The organism is Enterococcus sp. DIV1767 (assembly GCF_050542585.1).
In the GTDB taxonomy this organism is placed as follows: Bacteria; Bacillota; Bacilli; order Lactobacillales; family Enterococcaceae; genus Enterococcus_D; species Enterococcus_D innesii.
On sequence record NZ_CP172936.1, the window covers coordinates 1,567,013 to 1,583,061 of the forward strand.

Genomic DNA, 16,049 nt, shown 5'->3' on the forward strand with positions numbered 1-16,049 from the left:
TTTGAAACAAGAATTAAAGGAGGTCTTCAACCGTGGCATATACTGAAGTAGAAGCAGAAGCAATCAAAGAGCGTGTCTTGGCTGCCTTGGAAACCGTGATTGACCCTGAGTTGGGGATTGATATAGTGAATCTAGGCTTAGTTTATGAAGTCGAATTTGATGCAGAAACAGGCAATACCGTAATCAAAATGACCTTAACAACAATGGGCTGTCCCTTAGCCGACGTATTGACTGAATCGATACACGAAGCATTAAGCGATATTCCAGAAGTCAAAAATCCAGAGGTAAAATTAGTTTGGTATCCCGCATGGACGACTGATAAAATGAGTCGTTATGCACGGATTGCTTTGGGGATTCGTTAAGGATTTTCAATCATACAATGGTGTTTCATATTTGTTAACTAGTTGGAATAAGCTGTTTTCTTAGGTGGTGGACAGTTGGCAAAATGAGGATATAAACACAGAACTCTTTTATTAACTTTGAAAAAGTTGGTAGAAGAGTTTTTTTATAGAATACTTTCTTAAATAAACAGTTACTTGGTGAAAAAGTTATGCTTTTTTACTAAAAGCATTAAAGAAAATCATATATTTTTAACCTGAAAGTTCAAAGTATTTTCCATTCATATGACAACTCAAAGTGAGTTAGTATTTAACTTTGCCGAAATAGTAATACTTTCTATAAACCTTCGATCATTTTGACAAAAAGAGAGCACAGATTAAATTCTTATTCATCCACATTGATAACCTTAAGGTGCATCCCAGAAAACATGTCTAAATAAACGTTACTGAATTTAGTCAGAGGCTTTGGGATACGATGAATTTTCCTTAAGGAGTCAATGTAGAATGAAGAAGGATGATTCTAGGAATGCTTTTTCAAAGGTCATGTGATTTTATCCTATCAACTGACTCTTGGTTAACAAATATACAAATGTGTTCTATGCAACCATACATATAGGAAAACGATAGCCAAACTACAGTTTCGGTCAATCATTTAGCAAGTAACATATTTTTATTAGAGGTTCGAGATTAATTAATTGAATTAATGTATAATTATATTTAAGTTGTAAAAATGATTTGCTTGATTTCCTTGATCATAAAAAACAAAAAGGAGTGTATTTTGTGGATTTTCTGTTTACTTTATTTGCTTTTATTTTCGTCGCAGTTATCTTATATCATATTGTCGAATTCTTAAAGGATCAATCTACGCCAGAAGTGGCAGTACTTGCCACGCTAGTAGACAAACGAATGACTAGTAGCACGAATATTGCTGCAAACGGCTTTACGAATCAATCCATTACCTATTATCTTTTATTTGAAATCGCAAGTGGCGAAAGATTAGAATTTAAAGTAGGGTATGGAAAATACAAATTATACGTCATCGGAGATACTGGAGTGTTGAGGTATCAAAGAAAAAGGTTTAATTCACTTGATAGGTAAAAAATTTGTATGTATATAGTATGTGTTTATTCGTTTTCAATTTAAAAAAAAGTTGAAAAGTCAATTAAAAAACTCCTATTCAAGTGTCTTATCATTTGAAATGATTTGAATTGTACGCTTTCGATGGAAAACGCAAGTATCATCGAGTAACACTTGAGAATTTCTCCTTACTGAGGTCGCATATTGAAACCAAGACCGAGGAAAGTTTCCTACGAGGATCGGCTCAATTTAGTTCATTCATCCGTTCGAATGGAAGAAGTGATGAGCTACCTATAGTTTTAAATACTCATAAATAGAATAGTTTGCTTCACCAAAACCTCTTGGCTCATTGTTAAGAGGCTTTTTTGTTTTTACCTGGCTTCAAAATAGTTCCAAGAAGGAAAAATCGTTCTTGGTTTTTCACAAACATTTTCTCATTCAAGTAACAAATATAGAACTTGAAATGCAAAAAGTGTTACTTGTGAGGTACATCCGACGCACCTTACAATGAACATGTAAAACAAGAAAGAATGAATGGAGTTGAACATTTGTGAAAAAAATGAAGGCTGCGTTGATGTATGGACCAGGAGATATTCGCTATGAACAAGTAGAGCGACCCTGCTGTCCAGAGGGAGGTTTTCTATTGAAGGTTAAGGCAGTTGGTCTGTGCGGCTCTGATATTCGCAATTTGCTGACCGATTCAAAAGCGGGGCGCTACCCTCATATTTATGGACACGAAATCGTTGGTGAGATCGTCGAAATTGATGAAAATGTGACGAAGTATCAAAGAGGGCAGATGGTTTATGTATACCCTATGGCTCATTGCCTACGTTGCGAAAATTGTCGTAATGGGAAGCACGAATGTTGTACGGAAGCTGAAAGTTATACCGATCTTCAAGGCGGTTTTGCAGAGTATATAGCATATAGTGCAACAAGAGTAGAACGAGGAGCGATTTTTGAAGTGCCAGAAGGACGAGAGCCTATCGCGGCAACATTAGCTGAACCCTTATCCTCCACTTATGCATGCATGGAGAATATTCAGGTTTCGTTAGGCGATTCGGTCGTCATTATTGGTGCAGGTCCAATTGGGGTCTTTTTAGCGATTCTAGCAAGGATTCGCGGAGCAAGCAAGGTAATCGTGATTGATAAAAATGCTGACAGACTAGCTCTTATGGAAGCGTTTAATGTAGATCATAGGATCGATTCTTCCAAAGAAGATCCTGTAGAAAAGGTGAAAGAGTATACGAATGGACATGGCGCACATAAAGTGATTTCAGCTAATCCATCAATAGAAGCACAGCAACAAAGTATTTTTATGGCTAGAAAATGTGGAATTGTCGTCTTTTTTGGTGGTGTAGCAAAGAATCAATTAACGCCTATAGATACGAATGCAGTTCATTATAACAATCTCTGGATTTATGGTCATTATGGTGCAAATAGTATTCAAGTCGAAAAATCTTTCCATTTATCCTTATCTGATCAGTTTCCAGCTGAAAAAATTATTTCTCATGTTTTGCCTTTAGCTGACATCAATCAGGCCATCGAATTGACGAGAGAAGGGAAGGCGTTAAAAGTCGTTTTACTACCAGAAGAAGAGTATAAAATTCATTCTTTATTGAAATCTCAAAAATAGAGTAAGGAAAGGAGGAGAGAGAAAATGAATAAAAAAATTGAGATCTATATTGCTTGTGGTAGTGGGATCGCCACGTCCACGGTTGTTCAAGAGAAAGTCAAACAAATCTTAGCTCAGAGCAACATTCAGGCTTCCATCACCAAAGGGAATATTAATCAAATTCCCTCAAAAGCAGAAACAGTGGATTTAATCTTGGTGACTACTCGATATGTCAAGCCAGTAAAAGTACCGATTCTTCCTGTTTTCAGTTTGATATCGGGAATCAACGAAGAGCAGACCGCGCAGAAAATCGTTGAAGAGTGCCATCGAATTATAAAAGGGGGATAAAAATGGAAGCTGTATTATCAGTTATTCAAAACATCATGGATATGGGGGCATCGGTTATGCTACCCGTTGTCATTTTTATTTTAAGCTGTGTCTTTAGGATGAAAATTGGCAAAGCACTTAAAACTGGGCTTTTAGTCGGCATCGGCTTTCAAGGGTTGGGGCTTGTTGTAGGACTCCTGGGTACTTCCTTGCAACCAGCCATCGATTATTATCAGGAAATGGGATCAGGATATACCACGATGGATGTTGGCTGGGCTGCTGTGGGAGCGGCTTCGTGGTCAGTACCTTTTGCAGCGATTGCTATTTTGATGATCGTGGGATTAAATGTATTGTTTATTCTTTTGAAATGGACAACGGTCATGAATGTCGACATTTGGAACTATATTCATTTTTTGATTCCTGGAGCATTAGCGTATGCCTTGTTTGATAGTTTTTGGCTAGGTTTGACTGTTACGGTTGGCTTATCAATTGTCACTTTATTCGTGGCTCAGTGGTTTGCTCCAAGATGGGAGGCGTATTACGGACTGGAAGGCACGACTTGTACGACATTTTCATTTATTACTTTCGCTTATCCTTTTGGACTATTAGTAAATAAATTGATTGATCTGATTCCTGGTCTTAACAAAATCGATATCAGTTTGGAAAAAGTCGAAAGTAAAATTGGTTTTTTTGGAGATCCAGCAGTTATCGGTTTGTTGGTCGGAACTTTTCTAGGCGTATTGACACGCCAAGAATTTACGGTAGCGATTTCTATGGGGGTTGGAGTTTCAGCAGTACTAGTACTGATACCCAAAATGGTTTCTGTTATGATGGAAGGCTTGACTGCGATCGGGGAAGCTGCCAAAGAATTTATGAAGAAACATATTGGCGAAGGGAAAAAATTATATATCGGCATGGACATTGCTCTTGGTCTTGGAGATCCGACAGCGATCACAACGACAGTGATTCTGATTCCGATAGCAATATTCTTAGCATTTATTATCCCTGGTATGCATTATTTTCCAGTTGGTGTTTTAACAGTAATCGTATATATGATTCCACTACTAGCAGTAGCATCAAATGGCAATCTTTTTCGAACGCTTGTCACTGGCTTTTTCTTCTTAGTTATCGTTCTAATTGGAACAAACACCTTTGCACCTGAAGCAACCGAAATGATGAATGCGACCGGTGTACCTGTGGAAGGGGTTGTGACAGATAGTTTCTGGGGCTACAATTTAGCAAATATTATAATCAGCTTATTTCATCGAATCGTTGGGTAATTGACCAAATGAATAAACGAATTGTTGATAAAATAAATGGCTTAGTGGGAGAGAAATAGTGTATGAAATTTAAAGCAATCGAATTGAATGAGCGCTCCAATATAGAAGTGATTAAACAATGCGGACTTGAACTGCTTAACGAAGGGCTCGTCGGGAATAGTTTTATCGAGTCTTGTATCGAACGCGAACATCATTTTCCTACTGGTCTGCCAGTTGACCCGCCAGTTGCGATTCCGCATACCTTTGATCTCTCTGTGAAAGAATCTTCTGTCTGTTACGCAAGACTAAAAAAGCCTGTGACTTTTAAACAGATGGATACGCAAGTAGATGACTTAGCAGTCGAACATGTATTTTGCATGGCACTAAAAGATGAGCATACCTATATTGAATTTCTTCAAAAATTGATTTTAAGCATCCAATCTCGAAATTTTATTGTTCAATTAAGCAAGTGTGAACCTGAAAAACTTGTTGATTTTCTAAGAGAGAATTTGTCTATTCATTAAGGAGGAGTGCTGTGAGGAAAATTACTGCTGAAATCATCTATCTCCTACTATATAACAAAATAACGAAAATTAGATTGGAGCAACTTTATAAAAACTTGAATCTCTCGCCAAAGAAATTCACGAGTGAAATCAAAGTCTTGAACTCGTTTCTAAATACTCACGATATGCCGCAAGTGAAAATTGAAAGCGGATACTTACAGGTTCCTGATGAACTTGATTTGTCAGAAGCTTATCAGCTTGTTTTAGAATTGTCCCCTTACGACTATTCCTTGAATCCTGATGAAAGACGCACATTACTTCTGATCAATTTATTGATAACAGAAGATGTTCTTACGATGGATCATTTTGCTGATTTGTTTTACGTCAGTCGATTAACAATCATCCGCGATATCAATACGTTGAAAAAGCAAGAAGTGATCATGAGTAAATATATCGAAACGCTTAGGGGCGAAGGGGTTATCCTTAAGATGAATCAATCGGAGAAAAGAGAGTATTTGTTTACATTGTTTTTAGAAAATATAGACGCAAAAGGATACATCAATTATGTCGGGATGCAAATCCTTCGGTCATTTGACGGGTCAATGGAGTGTTTAGACTTTCTGGGATTCATTTTTAACGAGTTAAAGTATGCAGAAAAGTATCAGCAGTTTGATCTTTTCGTCTATATTTTTATCGTTATCAATATGCCCCGCAAAGAACAAGGTGAATCTCCCAAATTTGTCGTTATGTCGGAAAACCTGAGCATACTCATCGATCAAATTGAAAAAAGATTTGATCGAACGATCTCTTTCGAAGACAAACAGGCAATAGCAGAATTTTGTCATTTGAAAAAGCGAAAAAATGTGAAGGATGCTGAATTGTATAATTTGGTCATCTATTTTCTGAATAAAATTGATGAAGATTTAGGGACGACTCTAAAGTACGAATTTGACTTAATTTCTGATCTATACAATCACTTACAAATTATTGAAGAAGAGAACATTATTTTGGATATTGAAAATATCGGTCTTTTGCGGCATCAGTTTATGGATATTATCGTAGCTGTAAGGGCTAATAGTGGTGTCATTGAAAACTACCTGTCCCGATCCTTCAATGAATCATTTATTACTACGATCGCTATTCATATCGCAACTGCCTTAACCCGACAAGAATATAAGATGAGCAAAATCGATATCTGGATCGTGTGTGAAAATTTATCGATAGCGAAAATGATTGCTATGAAAATAAGTCGATACAAGCAGTTCAAAATTATGAATGTGCTAACACTTGCTACTTATCGTAAGATGTGCTTCCGTCAAAAAGCCAATCGTTTAATCTTAACTGCTGATCCTTTGCCTTTTTTGGAAGAGGATGTTTTAAGGATAACACCTTTTGTGACTCAAGAAGATATCCAAAAAATAGTAAAGACGGTTGACCGTTTGTTTACGATTAATGAAGAAGAGACTGAAGAAAAATTTGATCAATTTGTCCAACAACCACAAAGAAAATTGCATGATTACTTGTTAAATTCGCATGTTATCAGAATCGACCAAAAATGTTCTTGGGAGCATTCTTTACGCTTAGCAGGGAAAGTGTTGACACAAAACGAGTGTATTGAGCAGAGCTATGTAGAAGAAGTCGTTGAAAATGTGAAACAAAATGGACCTTATATCGTAATAAGTGAAGGTGTTGCTTTAGCTCATGCGAACAATCGGGGAAATGTCCACCGTAGCACGATTAGCCTCTTGACGAATAAACAAAAAATCTCTTACGGATCTGAGGATTATTTTCAAGTGACTTTTGTTTTCTTCGTTGCTCTTGTAAGAAGTGAAGAATATTTAGAAATTGTTGAAGATATTATGTTTCTTGGGAAATATGGATTGATTGAAAAATATTTACGTTTTAGACAGGAGGAACCCGATGGATTATTTAGAAGAAAGGAAATTCATATGTAAGATTGCCAAATCTTTATTTGACAGGAAGCTAACGGATGCTGCTGGTGGCAATATTTCTATAAAAGTTTCAGAAGATCATTTCTTGATGACACCTACTTTGGCATCTGTTCAGTATCTGTGGGAATTAGAGGCAGCGCAAATTCTTTTGGTAGATAAGAAACTATCCCTCATCGAAGGTACTGGTCACTTGACCAGGGAAATCAATATGCATATGAGTTTTTATCACTCAGATCCACGGATCAAAGCAGTGATTCATGCTCATCCATTAAATTTGATGGTTTACAGTTGTATAGGGACTGACATGCCCATCGTCTGTGAAAACCTTCGTTTCGGACCGGCTACGATCCGTTGTTTGGATTATGCACCTGCAACAACTGAAAAGTTAGCACACTTGGTTGGTGACTACTCTCAAAACATGGTGACAAATGAAGCAAAACTACCTTATGGAATGTTATTGCGAGAACATGGGGTAATTGTTGGAGCCACTAATTTGGCTTTTGCAAATGATTATCTGGAAAGACTAGAAACAAATGCTTATGTGCATTTACATTCGCAAGCGCTTCTCCAGCAGGGCTATGAATATTATACTGACAAAACAAACGTTACCTATGAATCCCATGAATGAAGATTGGAGGAGAGTAGATGAGGGCTGGTTTCTTAATTGGACTGAATGAATTTGAGATTCGAGAAATGGATGTCCCACAATGCCATCAGAATGAAGTGATTGTAAAAGTTGAAGCTTCAGGAATCTGTGGATCAGATATCCACAAAATGAGTAAAGGCTGGAAATATCAGTTACCCATGATCATGGGGCACGAGATGGCTGGGACTATTGTAAAAGTTGGTCGTTCTGTTCATCATTTAAAAAAAGACGATCGGGTCGCTGTTGTCCCGTTTATTCCTTGTCGTAGCTGTGCATACTGTGCTATCGGGAAGTATCAATTATGTACGGACTATATCATGATGGGATCACAACGGTTTGGGGGATTTGCAGAGTACGTATCCGTGCCAGCGAGCAATATCGTGAAAATAGGGACTAAGTTGTCGTTTGAAGAAGCGGCCATGATTGAGCCTCTTGCTGTCTCAGCGCATGGTGTTTATGGAATCGAACCTAAAGTGGGCGATGTCGTTGCAGTTTTTGGGTTAGGAACGATTGGATTGCTGACGATCCAATGGTTAAAAATTGCGGGTGTGAAAACGATCATTGGCATTGATATTCAATCAGAGAAACTGGAACAAGCAATAGATTTAGGTGTCACCGATACGATTAATCCTAGTCTTCAAGATCTTGAAACTGAGATCTCCCGAATGACGGATGGTTTAGGCGTGGATATTGCAATGGAATGTGCAGGTACTAAAATAACCGAAGAACAATGTCTCTTAGTGACAAAAAAAGGCGGGAAAATTGGATTTCAAGGGATCGCTTATTCTGATGTTTTGATTAGACAACGAGCATTTGAAAAAATCTTTCGCAGTGAATTAACCATTAAGGGTTTTTGAATAGTTATTCTGCACCTTTCCCAGGTAAAGAATGGTTTGATTCAATCACCTTTTTAGAAAGCGGACGCTTGAGTGTCAGTCATATGATTTCCCATCGCTTTCCATTAGAGGATCTTCAAAGAGCATTTGATTTAGCGGTAAATAGAAGTGAAAGCTTTAATAAAATCATGATCATGCTCTAAAAAAACATTTGAGTACAATATAAACAGATTGTTTTCAAAACCATATTTATTCAGTAAGTTTTAACAAGCTGTATGGATATGGTTTTTTTGATTTGCTACTCTGATTACAGAGGTTGCTCCTTCTAAAACCTGTCCCACTCAAAGACATCGTTGCATTTTCAGAAATGAAACGGTAAACTAGTTGAAAAGATTGGAGGAATGAATCAATGTTAGCTACGAATTTTGGGAAATTTACATATAAAAATCCGTTTATGAATGCCTCAGGAGTCCATTGTATGACGATCGAGGAATTAGATGAATTAGCAGCGTCAGCAGCTGGGGCATTTGTCACGAAGAGTGCAACACTAGAAGCGCGTGCCGGAAATCCAGAACCACGTTATACCGATTTACCGTTAGGAAGCATCAATTCGATGGGATTACCAAATCTAGGGGTGGACTACTACTTAGACTATGCCATCAAAAAACAGCAGGAAATGACCCAGCAAGCGCCCTTCTTTTTCTCTGTCGCTGGTATGAGCGTGGCTGAAAACATTGAGTTGTTGAAGAAAATCCAAGAAAGTGATTTTGACGGAATCACAGAGTTAAATCTTTCTTGTCCAAACGTGCCAGGAAAACCCCAAGTTGCCTATGATTTTCCTTTGACCGATCAAATTCTGGAAACAGTCTTTGGTTTTTTCACAAAACCTTTAGGTGTCAAATTGCCGCCATACTTTGATTTGGCTCACTTTGATGAGATGGCTAAGATATTAAACAAGTATCCGTTAACCTACATCAATTCAATCAACAGTATTGGGAATGCTTTATTCATCGATCCTGCTACTGACTCGGTAGTCATCAAACCAAAAGATGGGTTTGGTGGTCTAGGAGGAGAATATGTGAAACCGACGGCATTAGCCAATGTGCGGGCTTTCTATACACGCCTCAAGCCAGAAATCAAAATTATTGGTACTGGTGGGATTCGTAATGGTCAAGATGCGTATGAGCATTTATTGTGTGGCGCCTCTATGTTGCAGATCGGCACAGAGTTGCAAAAAGAAGGGCCGGCGATTTTTGAACGATTGACGAAAGAATTAGCAGCGATCATGAAAGAAAAAGGCTATCAATCAATCAGTGAGTTTCATGGGAAATTAAAAACGATTGATTAAGAACGATTTTGAATGCTTTACTGTTCGCTTCTTTTTATAGAAGAAAGGAGTTTTTAATGGAGAAGTTTCGTAAAACAACGGAGGAAGATCTGGTTGAGTTGATGGTGCTTTTTGAAGAAGGCATTGCTTTCTTAAAAGCACAAGGATCTCCGCAATGGCAAGATGGGTACGGTCCTAAAGAAAATCAAATCAAAGCAGATATTGCCAACGGTGAAAGCTATGTGTTGGTGAAAGATGGAAAAATCGCAGCGTCTGCCGCGTTGGTTTCTGGTGATGATCCTGTCTACAATGCAATTACCGGCGCAGGGTGGGAAGGAAACGGTCCATATCTATCCATCCATCGCGTCGTTGTCAGTTCTCATTTTAAAGGGCAAAAGTTAAGCGCCAAATTGCTGCAAGCTCTTGAAGTGGTTGCATTAGAGCAAGGAATCGTTGATTTACGTATAGATACGTATAAAGCCAATATTGGTATGCAAAAGAATATCCAAGCAGCTGGCTATCAATACAAAGGAGAGGTAACATTCCCTTTTCCGAACGGAGAGCGATTGGCTTTTCAAAAACGTTTGACCGCAAGCTAAACATTCTATTCCGTGAGTGTCACTTGGCAGAATTAATGGAATAGTTGTGTCAAAGTGAATTTTTGGTATGAAAATGCGGATAATGGTTGTCAGAATCCTTTCGGCTTGCTAAGATAAGCACGTAAAGGACGGTGCCAAATGAAGAAAAGAATCAAAAAGAAAAAAGCTTATAAAAAATATATCCATGATATTTTTGCGGGTTATGAAGAAATGCTTGAGAATCCAGCGATCAATGAGAAGAAGTTTTCTTATCTGAAAGAAGAAACAACCTTAAAACGAGACGATCAAAATCAGATCCGTTTTCGTACGATCGATATTGATTAAACTACCTATTTTGGGTAGTTTTTTTGTTTATCTCGACTTAGTTGAAAATATTTCAGAAAAAAGCTTGCTCTTTCATTCTTAGAATGATAAAGTATTTAACGTTGGCAATTGAGCCAGCGGGTCAAAAAAGCTTTTGAAAAAACTTCAAAAAAGACTTGACCAAAAATGAAACAGATGATATTATAACGAAGTCGCAATTTTAAAATAGTTAATCGAGGTTGATACACCAACAAAATTAATTGAAAAAAGTTGTTGACAAATAACAAATCATTTGTTATTCTAATAAAGTCGCTGAGACAGCCGCTACGAAGTTGAAAAACAACGAGCGAAAAAACTTTTAAAAAAAGAGTTGACAATCGAACGTCACTCTGATATGATATAAAAGTTGCTAACACAGCACGGTAGACCTTTGAAAACTGAACAAAGCAAGCAAACGAACCAATGTGTAGGACGTTTCAATTTATTGAAACAAATACATGCAAGCAATAGCTAGCAAAGTTAATTTTTATGAGCTTAATGACCATCTGGTCATTCAAACAAATCATTATGAGAGTTTGATCCTGGCTCAGGACGAACGCTGGCGGCGTGCCTAATACATGCAAGTCGAACGCTTTTTCTTTCACCGGAGCTTGCTCCACCGAAAGAAAAAGAGTGGCGAACGGGTGAGTAACACGTGGGTAACCTGCCCATCAGAAGGGGATAACACTTGGAAACAGGTGCTAATACCGTATAACACTATTTTCCGCATGGAAGAAAGTTGAAAGGCGCTTTTGCGTCACTGATGGATGGACCCGCGGTGCATTAGCTAGTTGGTGAGGTAACGGCTCACCAAGGCAACGATGCATAGCCGACCTGAGAGGGTGATCGGCCACACTGGGACTGAGACACGGCCCAGACTCCTACGGGAGGCAGCAGTAGGGAATCTTCGGCAATGGACGAAAGTCTGACCGAGCAACGCCGCGTGAGTGAAGAAGGTTTTCGGATCGTAAAACTCTGTTGTTAGAGAAGAACAAGGATGAGAGTAAAATGTTCATCCCTTGACGGTATCTAACCAGAAAGCCACGGCTAACTACGTGCCAGCAGCCGCGGTAATACGTAGGTGGCAAGCGTTGTCCGGATTTATTGGGCGTAAAGCGAGCGCAGGCGGTTTCTTAAGTCTGATGTGAAAGCCCCCGGCTCAACCGGGGAGGGTCATTGGAAACTGGGAGACTTGAGTGCAGAAGAGGAGAGTGGAATTCCATGTGTAGCGGTGAAATGCGTAGATATATGGAGGAACACCAGTGGCGAAGGCGGCTCTCTGGTCTGTAACTGACGCTGAGGCTCGAAAGCGTGGGGAGCGAACAGGATTAGATACCCTGGTAGTCCACGCCGTAAACGATGAGTGCTAAGTGTTGGAGGGTTTCCGCCCTTCAGTGCTGCAGCAAACGCATTAAGCACTCCGCCTGGGGAGTACGACCGCAAGGTTGAAACTCAAAGGAATTGACGGGGGCCCGCACAAGCGGTGGAGCATGTGGTTTAATTCGAAGCAACGCGAAGAACCTTACCAGGTCTTGACATCCTTTGACCACTCTAGAGATAGAGCTTCCCCTTCGGGGGCAAAGTGACAGGTGGTGCATGGTTGTCGTCAGCTCGTGTCGTGAGATGTTGGGTTAAGTCCCGCAACGAGCGCAACCCTTATTGTTAGTTGCCATCATTTAGTTGGGCACTCTAGCGAGACTGCCGGTGACAAACCGGAGGAAGGTGGGGATGACGTCAAATCATCATGCCCCTTATGACCTGGGCTACACACGTGCTACAATGGGAAGTACAACGAGTTGCGAAGTCGCGAGGCTAAGCTAATCTCTTAAAGCTTCTCTCAGTTCGGATTGTAGGCTGCAACTCGCCTACATGAAGCCGGAATCGCTAGTAATCGCGGATCAGCACGCCGCGGTGAATACGTTCCCGGGCCTTGTACACACCGCCCGTCACACCACGAGAGTTTGTAACACCCGAAGTCGGTGAGGTAACCTTTTGGAGCCAGCCGCCTAAGGTGGGATAGATGATTGGGGTGAAGTCGTAACAAGGTAGCCGTATCGGAAGGTGCGGCTGGATCACCTCCTTTCTAAGGAATATTTCGGAAGACTACACATCGTTTGCCTTTGTTCAGTTTTGAGAGGTTTACTCTCAAACAAATTTGTTCATTGAAAACTGGATATCGAAGAAAAAACAAAACAAGTAACACACACCGAGTTGAAATGTTAAAAGAGTTTTTTAATAAGTTCAACGCTTATTTTCTTGAGCAACCTTCTATCGCTAGAAGAAGTACTCAAAACCGACCGTAAGGTCAAAGGTTAAGTGAATAAGGGCGCACGGTGGATGCCTTGGCACTAGGAGCCGATGAAGGACGGGACTAACACCGATATGCTTTGGGGAGCTGTAAGTAAGCTATGATCCAGAGATTTCCGAATGGGGGAACCCAGCATCTTTTATAGGATGTTACGTCTGCGTGAATACATAGCGCAGTCGAGGTAGACGCAGAGAACTGAAACATCTAAGTACCTGCAGGAAGAGAAAGAAAATTCGATTCCCTGAGTAGCGGCGAGCGAAACGGGAAAAGCCCAAACCAACAAGCTTGCTTGTTGGGGTTGTAGGACTCCGATATGGTAGTCTATTCAGATAGTCGAAATACTTGGAAAAGTATGTCAAAGAGGGTAAAAACCCCGTAGGCGAAATTTGGATAACACCTAGGAGGATCCTGAGTACGGCGGAACACGAGGAATTCCGTCGGAATCCGGGAGGACCATCTCCCAAGGCTAAATACTCCCTAGTGACCGATAGTGAACCAGTACCGTGAGGGAAAGGTGAAAAGCACCCCGGAAGGGGAGTGAAATAGATCCTGAAACCGTGTGCCTACAACAAGTTAGAGCCCGTTAATGGGTGATAGCGTGCCTTTTGTAGAATGAACCGGCGAGTTACGATAGCATGCGAGGTTAAGTTGAAGAGACGGAGCCGCAGCGAAAGCGAGTCTGAATAGGGCGAATGAGTATGTTGTCGTAGACCCGAAACCATGTGATCTACCCATGTCCAGGTTGAAGGTGCGGTAAAACGCACTGGAGGACCGAACCCACGTACGTTGAAAAGTGCGGGGATGAGGTGTGGGTAGCGGAGAAATTCCAAACGAACTTGGAGATAGCTGGTTCTCTCCGAAATAGCTTTAGGGCTAGCCTCGGAATTGAGAATGATGGAGGTAGAGCACTGTTTGGACTAGGGGCCCATCTCGGGTTACCGAATTCAGATAAACTCCGAATGCCATTCATTCATATCCGGGAGTCAGACTGTGAGTGATAAGATCCATAGTCGAAAGGGAAACAGCCCAGACCACCAGCTAAGGTCCCCAAATAACTATTAAGTGGAAAAGGATGTGGGGTTGCACAGACAACTAGGATGTTGGCTTAGAAGCAGCCACCATTTAAAGAGTGCGTAATAGCTCACTAGTCGAGTGACCCTGCGCCGAAAATGTACCGGGGCTAAATAGTTTACCGAAGCTGTGGAGTGCACCATAAGGTGCATTGGTAGGAGAGCGTTCTAAGGGCGTTGAAGGCAGATCGTGAGGACTGCTGGAGCGCTTAGAAGTGAGAATGCCGGTATGAGTAGCGAAAGACAGGTGAGAATCCTGTCCACCGAATGACTAAGGTTTCCTGGGGAAGGCTCGTCCGCCCAGGGTTAGTCGGGACCTAAGCCGAGGCCGACAGGCGTAGGCGATGGACAACAGGTTGATATTCCTGTACCCGTTGTTTTTGTTTGAGCAATGGAGGGACGCAGGAGGCTAAGAAGTGCAGACTGATGGATATGTCTGTTCAAGCAGTAAGTCTTGGTAGGAGTCAAATGCTTCTACCTATACGGATAAGCTGTGATGAGGAGGGAAATAATAGTACCGAAGCTTCTGATGTCACACTGCCAAGAAAAGCTTCTAGTGAGAAAACAACGGCCCGTACCGCAAACCGACACAGGTAGTCGAGGAGAGAATCCTAAGGTGAGCGAGAGAACTCTCGTTAAGGAACTCGGCAAAATGACCCCGTAACTTCGGGAGAAGGGGTGCTGCTCTAACGAGCAGCCGCAGTGAATAGGCCCAAGCGACTGTTTATCAAAAACACAGGTCTCTGCAAAATCGAAAGATGACGTATAGGGGCTGACGCCTGCCCGGTGCTGGAAGGTTAAGAGGAGTGCTTAGCGTAAGCGAAGGTACGAATTGAAGCCCCAGTAAACGGCGGCCGTAACTATAACGGTCCTAAGGTAGCGAAATTCCTTGTCGGGTAAGTTCCGACCCGCACGAAAGGCGTAACGATTTGGGCACTGTCTCAACGAGAGACTCGGTGAAATTTTAGTACCTGTGAAGATGCAGGTTACCCGCGACAGGACGGAAAGACCCCATGGAGCTTTACTGTAGTTTGATATTGAGTGTCTGTACCGCATGTACAGGATAGGTAGGAGCCGTAGAGATCGGGACGCCAGTTTCGATGGAGGCAATGGTGGGATACTACCCTTGCGTTATGGCCACTCTAACCCGCAGCCCTTATCGGGCTGGGAGACAGTGTCAGATGGGCAGTTTGACTGGGGCGGTCGCCTCCTAAAAGGTAACGGAGGCGCCCAAAGGTTCCCTCAGAATGGTTGGAAATCATTCGAAGAGTGTAAAGGCAGAAGGGAGCTTGACTGCGAGAGCTACAACTCGAGCAGGGACGAAAGTCGGGCTTAGTGATCCGGTGGTTCCGCATGGAAGGGCCATCGCTCAACGGATAAAAGCTACCCTGGGGATAACAGGCTTATCTCCCCCAAGAGTCCACATCGACGGGGAGGTTTGGCACCTCGATGTCGGCTCGTCGCATCCTGGGGCTGTAGTCGGTCCCAAGGGTTGGGCTGTTCGCCCATTAAAGCGGCACGCGAGCTGGGTTCAGAACGTCGTGAGACAGTTCGGTCCCTATCCGTCGCGGGCGTTGGAAATTTGAGAGGAGCTGTCCTTAGTACGAGAGGACCGGGATGGACTTACCGCTGGTGTACCAGTTGTCTCGCCAGAGGCATCGCTGGGTAGCTATGTAGGGAAGGGATAAACGCTGAAAGCATCTAAGTGTGAAGCCCACCTCAAGATGAGATTTCCCATTTCTTTAAGAAAGTAAGATCCCTGAGAGATGATCAGGTAGATAGGTCAGAAGTGGAAGGCCAGTGATGGTTGGAGCGGACTGATACTAATCGATCGAGGACTTAACCAAAAAGAA

The 16,049-nt window shown here is 41.4% G+C and carries 11 protein-coding genes, 2 rRNA genes and 1 pseudogene; all 14 read left to right on the top strand.

Annotated elements, in window-relative coordinates; genetic code table 11:
* Nucleotides 1–32 precede the first annotated feature (32 nt).
* Nucleotides 33–362, top strand: coding sequence for a metal-sulfur cluster assembly factor (locus IGI78_RS07525; protein ID WP_005231940.1), 330 nt, complete (start codon nucleotides 33–35; stop codon nucleotides 360–362).
* A gap of 756 nt (nucleotides 363–1,118) precedes the next feature.
* On the top strand, nucleotides 1,119–1,436 hold the full coding sequence (locus tag IGI78_RS07530) for a DUF2500 domain-containing protein (protein ID WP_015509816.1): 318 nt from the start codon (nucleotides 1,119–1,121) through the stop codon (nucleotides 1,434–1,436).
* Between the two features lie 538 nt (nucleotides 1,437–1,974).
* Complete coding sequence (locus IGI78_RS07535; RefSeq protein ID WP_223273137.1) at nucleotides 1,975–3,048, top strand: alcohol dehydrogenase catalytic domain-containing protein; 1,074 nt, start codon at nucleotides 1,975–1,977, stop codon at nucleotides 3,046–3,048.
* 24 nt (nucleotides 3,049–3,072) lie between these two features.
* Entirely contained in the window at nucleotides 3,073–3,375 is a 303-nt protein-coding gene (locus IGI78_RS07540; protein ID WP_005236235.1) for a PTS sugar transporter subunit IIB, read from the top strand.
* Between the two features lie 2 nt (nucleotides 3,376–3,377).
* Nucleotides 3,378–4,634 carry a PTS transporter subunit IIC gene (locus IGI78_RS07545; RefSeq protein WP_195265900.1) on the top strand — a complete coding sequence of 419 codons (1,257 nt, stop codon included), beginning with the start codon at nucleotides 3,378–3,380 and terminating at the stop codon, nucleotides 4,632–4,634.
* Between the two features lie 62 nt (nucleotides 4,635–4,696).
* On the top strand, nucleotides 4,697–5,137 hold the full coding sequence (locus tag IGI78_RS07550; protein WP_008381342.1) for a PTS sugar transporter subunit IIA: 441 nt from the start codon (nucleotides 4,697–4,699) through the stop codon (nucleotides 5,135–5,137).
* 335 nt (nucleotides 5,138–5,472) lie between these two features.
* Nucleotides 5,473–7,071 carry a PTS sugar transporter subunit IIA gene (locus tag IGI78_RS07555; RefSeq protein WP_428272611.1) on the top strand — a complete coding sequence of 533 codons (1,599 nt, stop codon included), beginning with the start codon at nucleotides 5,473–5,475 and terminating at the stop codon, nucleotides 7,069–7,071.
* Nucleotides 7,037–7,696, top strand: coding sequence for a class II aldolase/adducin family protein (locus IGI78_RS07560; protein WP_086292453.1), 660 nt, complete (start codon nucleotides 7,037–7,039; stop codon nucleotides 7,694–7,696). Before IGI78_RS07555 ends, IGI78_RS07560 begins: the two co-directional genes overlap by 35 nt.
* Before the next feature lie 17 nt (nucleotides 7,697–7,713).
* A pseudogene (locus tag IGI78_RS07565) lies at nucleotides 7,714–8,753 on the top strand (galactitol-1-phosphate 5-dehydrogenase).
* A gap of 206 nt (nucleotides 8,754–8,959) precedes the next feature.
* Complete coding sequence (locus IGI78_RS07570) at nucleotides 8,960–9,898, top strand: dihydroorotate oxidase (RefSeq protein WP_086292451.1); 939 nt, start codon at nucleotides 8,960–8,962, stop codon at nucleotides 9,896–9,898.
* Nucleotides 9,899–9,954: 56 nt separating this feature from the next.
* Complete coding sequence (locus IGI78_RS07575) at nucleotides 9,955–10,476, top strand: GNAT family N-acetyltransferase (protein WP_077453722.1); 522 nt, start codon at nucleotides 9,955–9,957, stop codon at nucleotides 10,474–10,476.
* A gap of 138 nt (nucleotides 10,477–10,614) precedes the next feature.
* Nucleotides 10,615–10,800 (top strand): hypothetical protein, encoded by a 186-nt coding sequence (locus tag IGI78_RS07580; RefSeq protein WP_005236216.1) that lies wholly within the window; start codon nucleotides 10,615–10,617, stop codon nucleotides 10,798–10,800.
* Nucleotides 10,801–11,342: 542 nt separating this feature from the next.
* A 16S ribosomal RNA gene (locus tag IGI78_RS07585) occupies nucleotides 11,343–12,901 on the top strand.
* A 227-nt stretch (nucleotides 12,902–13,128) separates the two neighbouring features.
* A 23S ribosomal RNA gene (locus IGI78_RS07590) occupies nucleotides 13,129–16,043 on the top strand.
* Together the 16S and 23S rRNA genes form the textbook arrangement of a ribosomal RNA operon.
* Nucleotides 16,044–16,049 lie beyond the last annotated feature (6 nt).

What these genes read in the sequence shown, in the direction of transcription:
- IGI78_RS07535 (WP_223273137.1), top strand. Translation starts at nt 1,975, where the DNA reads ATGAAGGCTGCGTTGATGTATGGACCAGGAGATATTCGCTATGAACAA.
- IGI78_RS07540 (WP_005236235.1), top strand. Translation starts at nt 3,073, where the DNA reads ATGAATAAAAAAATTGAGATCTATATTGCTTGTGGTAGTGGGATCGCC.
- IGI78_RS07545 (WP_195265900.1), top strand. Translation starts at nt 3,378, where the DNA reads ATGGAAGCTGTATTATCAGTTATTCAAAACATCATGGATATGGGGGCA.
- IGI78_RS07550 (WP_008381342.1), top strand. Translation starts at nt 4,697, where the DNA reads ATGAAATTTAAAGCAATCGAATTGAATGAGCGCTCCAATATAGAAGTG.
- IGI78_RS07555 (WP_428272611.1), top strand. Translation starts at nt 5,473, where the DNA reads ATGGATCATTTTGCTGATTTGTTTTACGTCAGTCGATTAACAATCATC.
- IGI78_RS07560 (WP_086292453.1), top strand. Translation starts at nt 7,037, where the DNA reads ATGGATTATTTAGAAGAAAGGAAATTCATATGTAAGATTGCCAAATCT.
- IGI78_RS07570 (WP_086292451.1), top strand. Translation starts at nt 8,960, where the DNA reads ATGTTAGCTACGAATTTTGGGAAATTTACATATAAAAATCCGTTTATG.
- IGI78_RS07575 (WP_077453722.1), top strand. Translation starts at nt 9,955, where the DNA reads ATGGAGAAGTTTCGTAAAACAACGGAGGAAGATCTGGTTGAGTTGATG.
- IGI78_RS07580 (WP_005236216.1), top strand. Translation starts at nt 10,615, where the DNA reads ATGAAGAAAAGAATCAAAAAGAAAAAAGCTTATAAAAAATATATCCAT.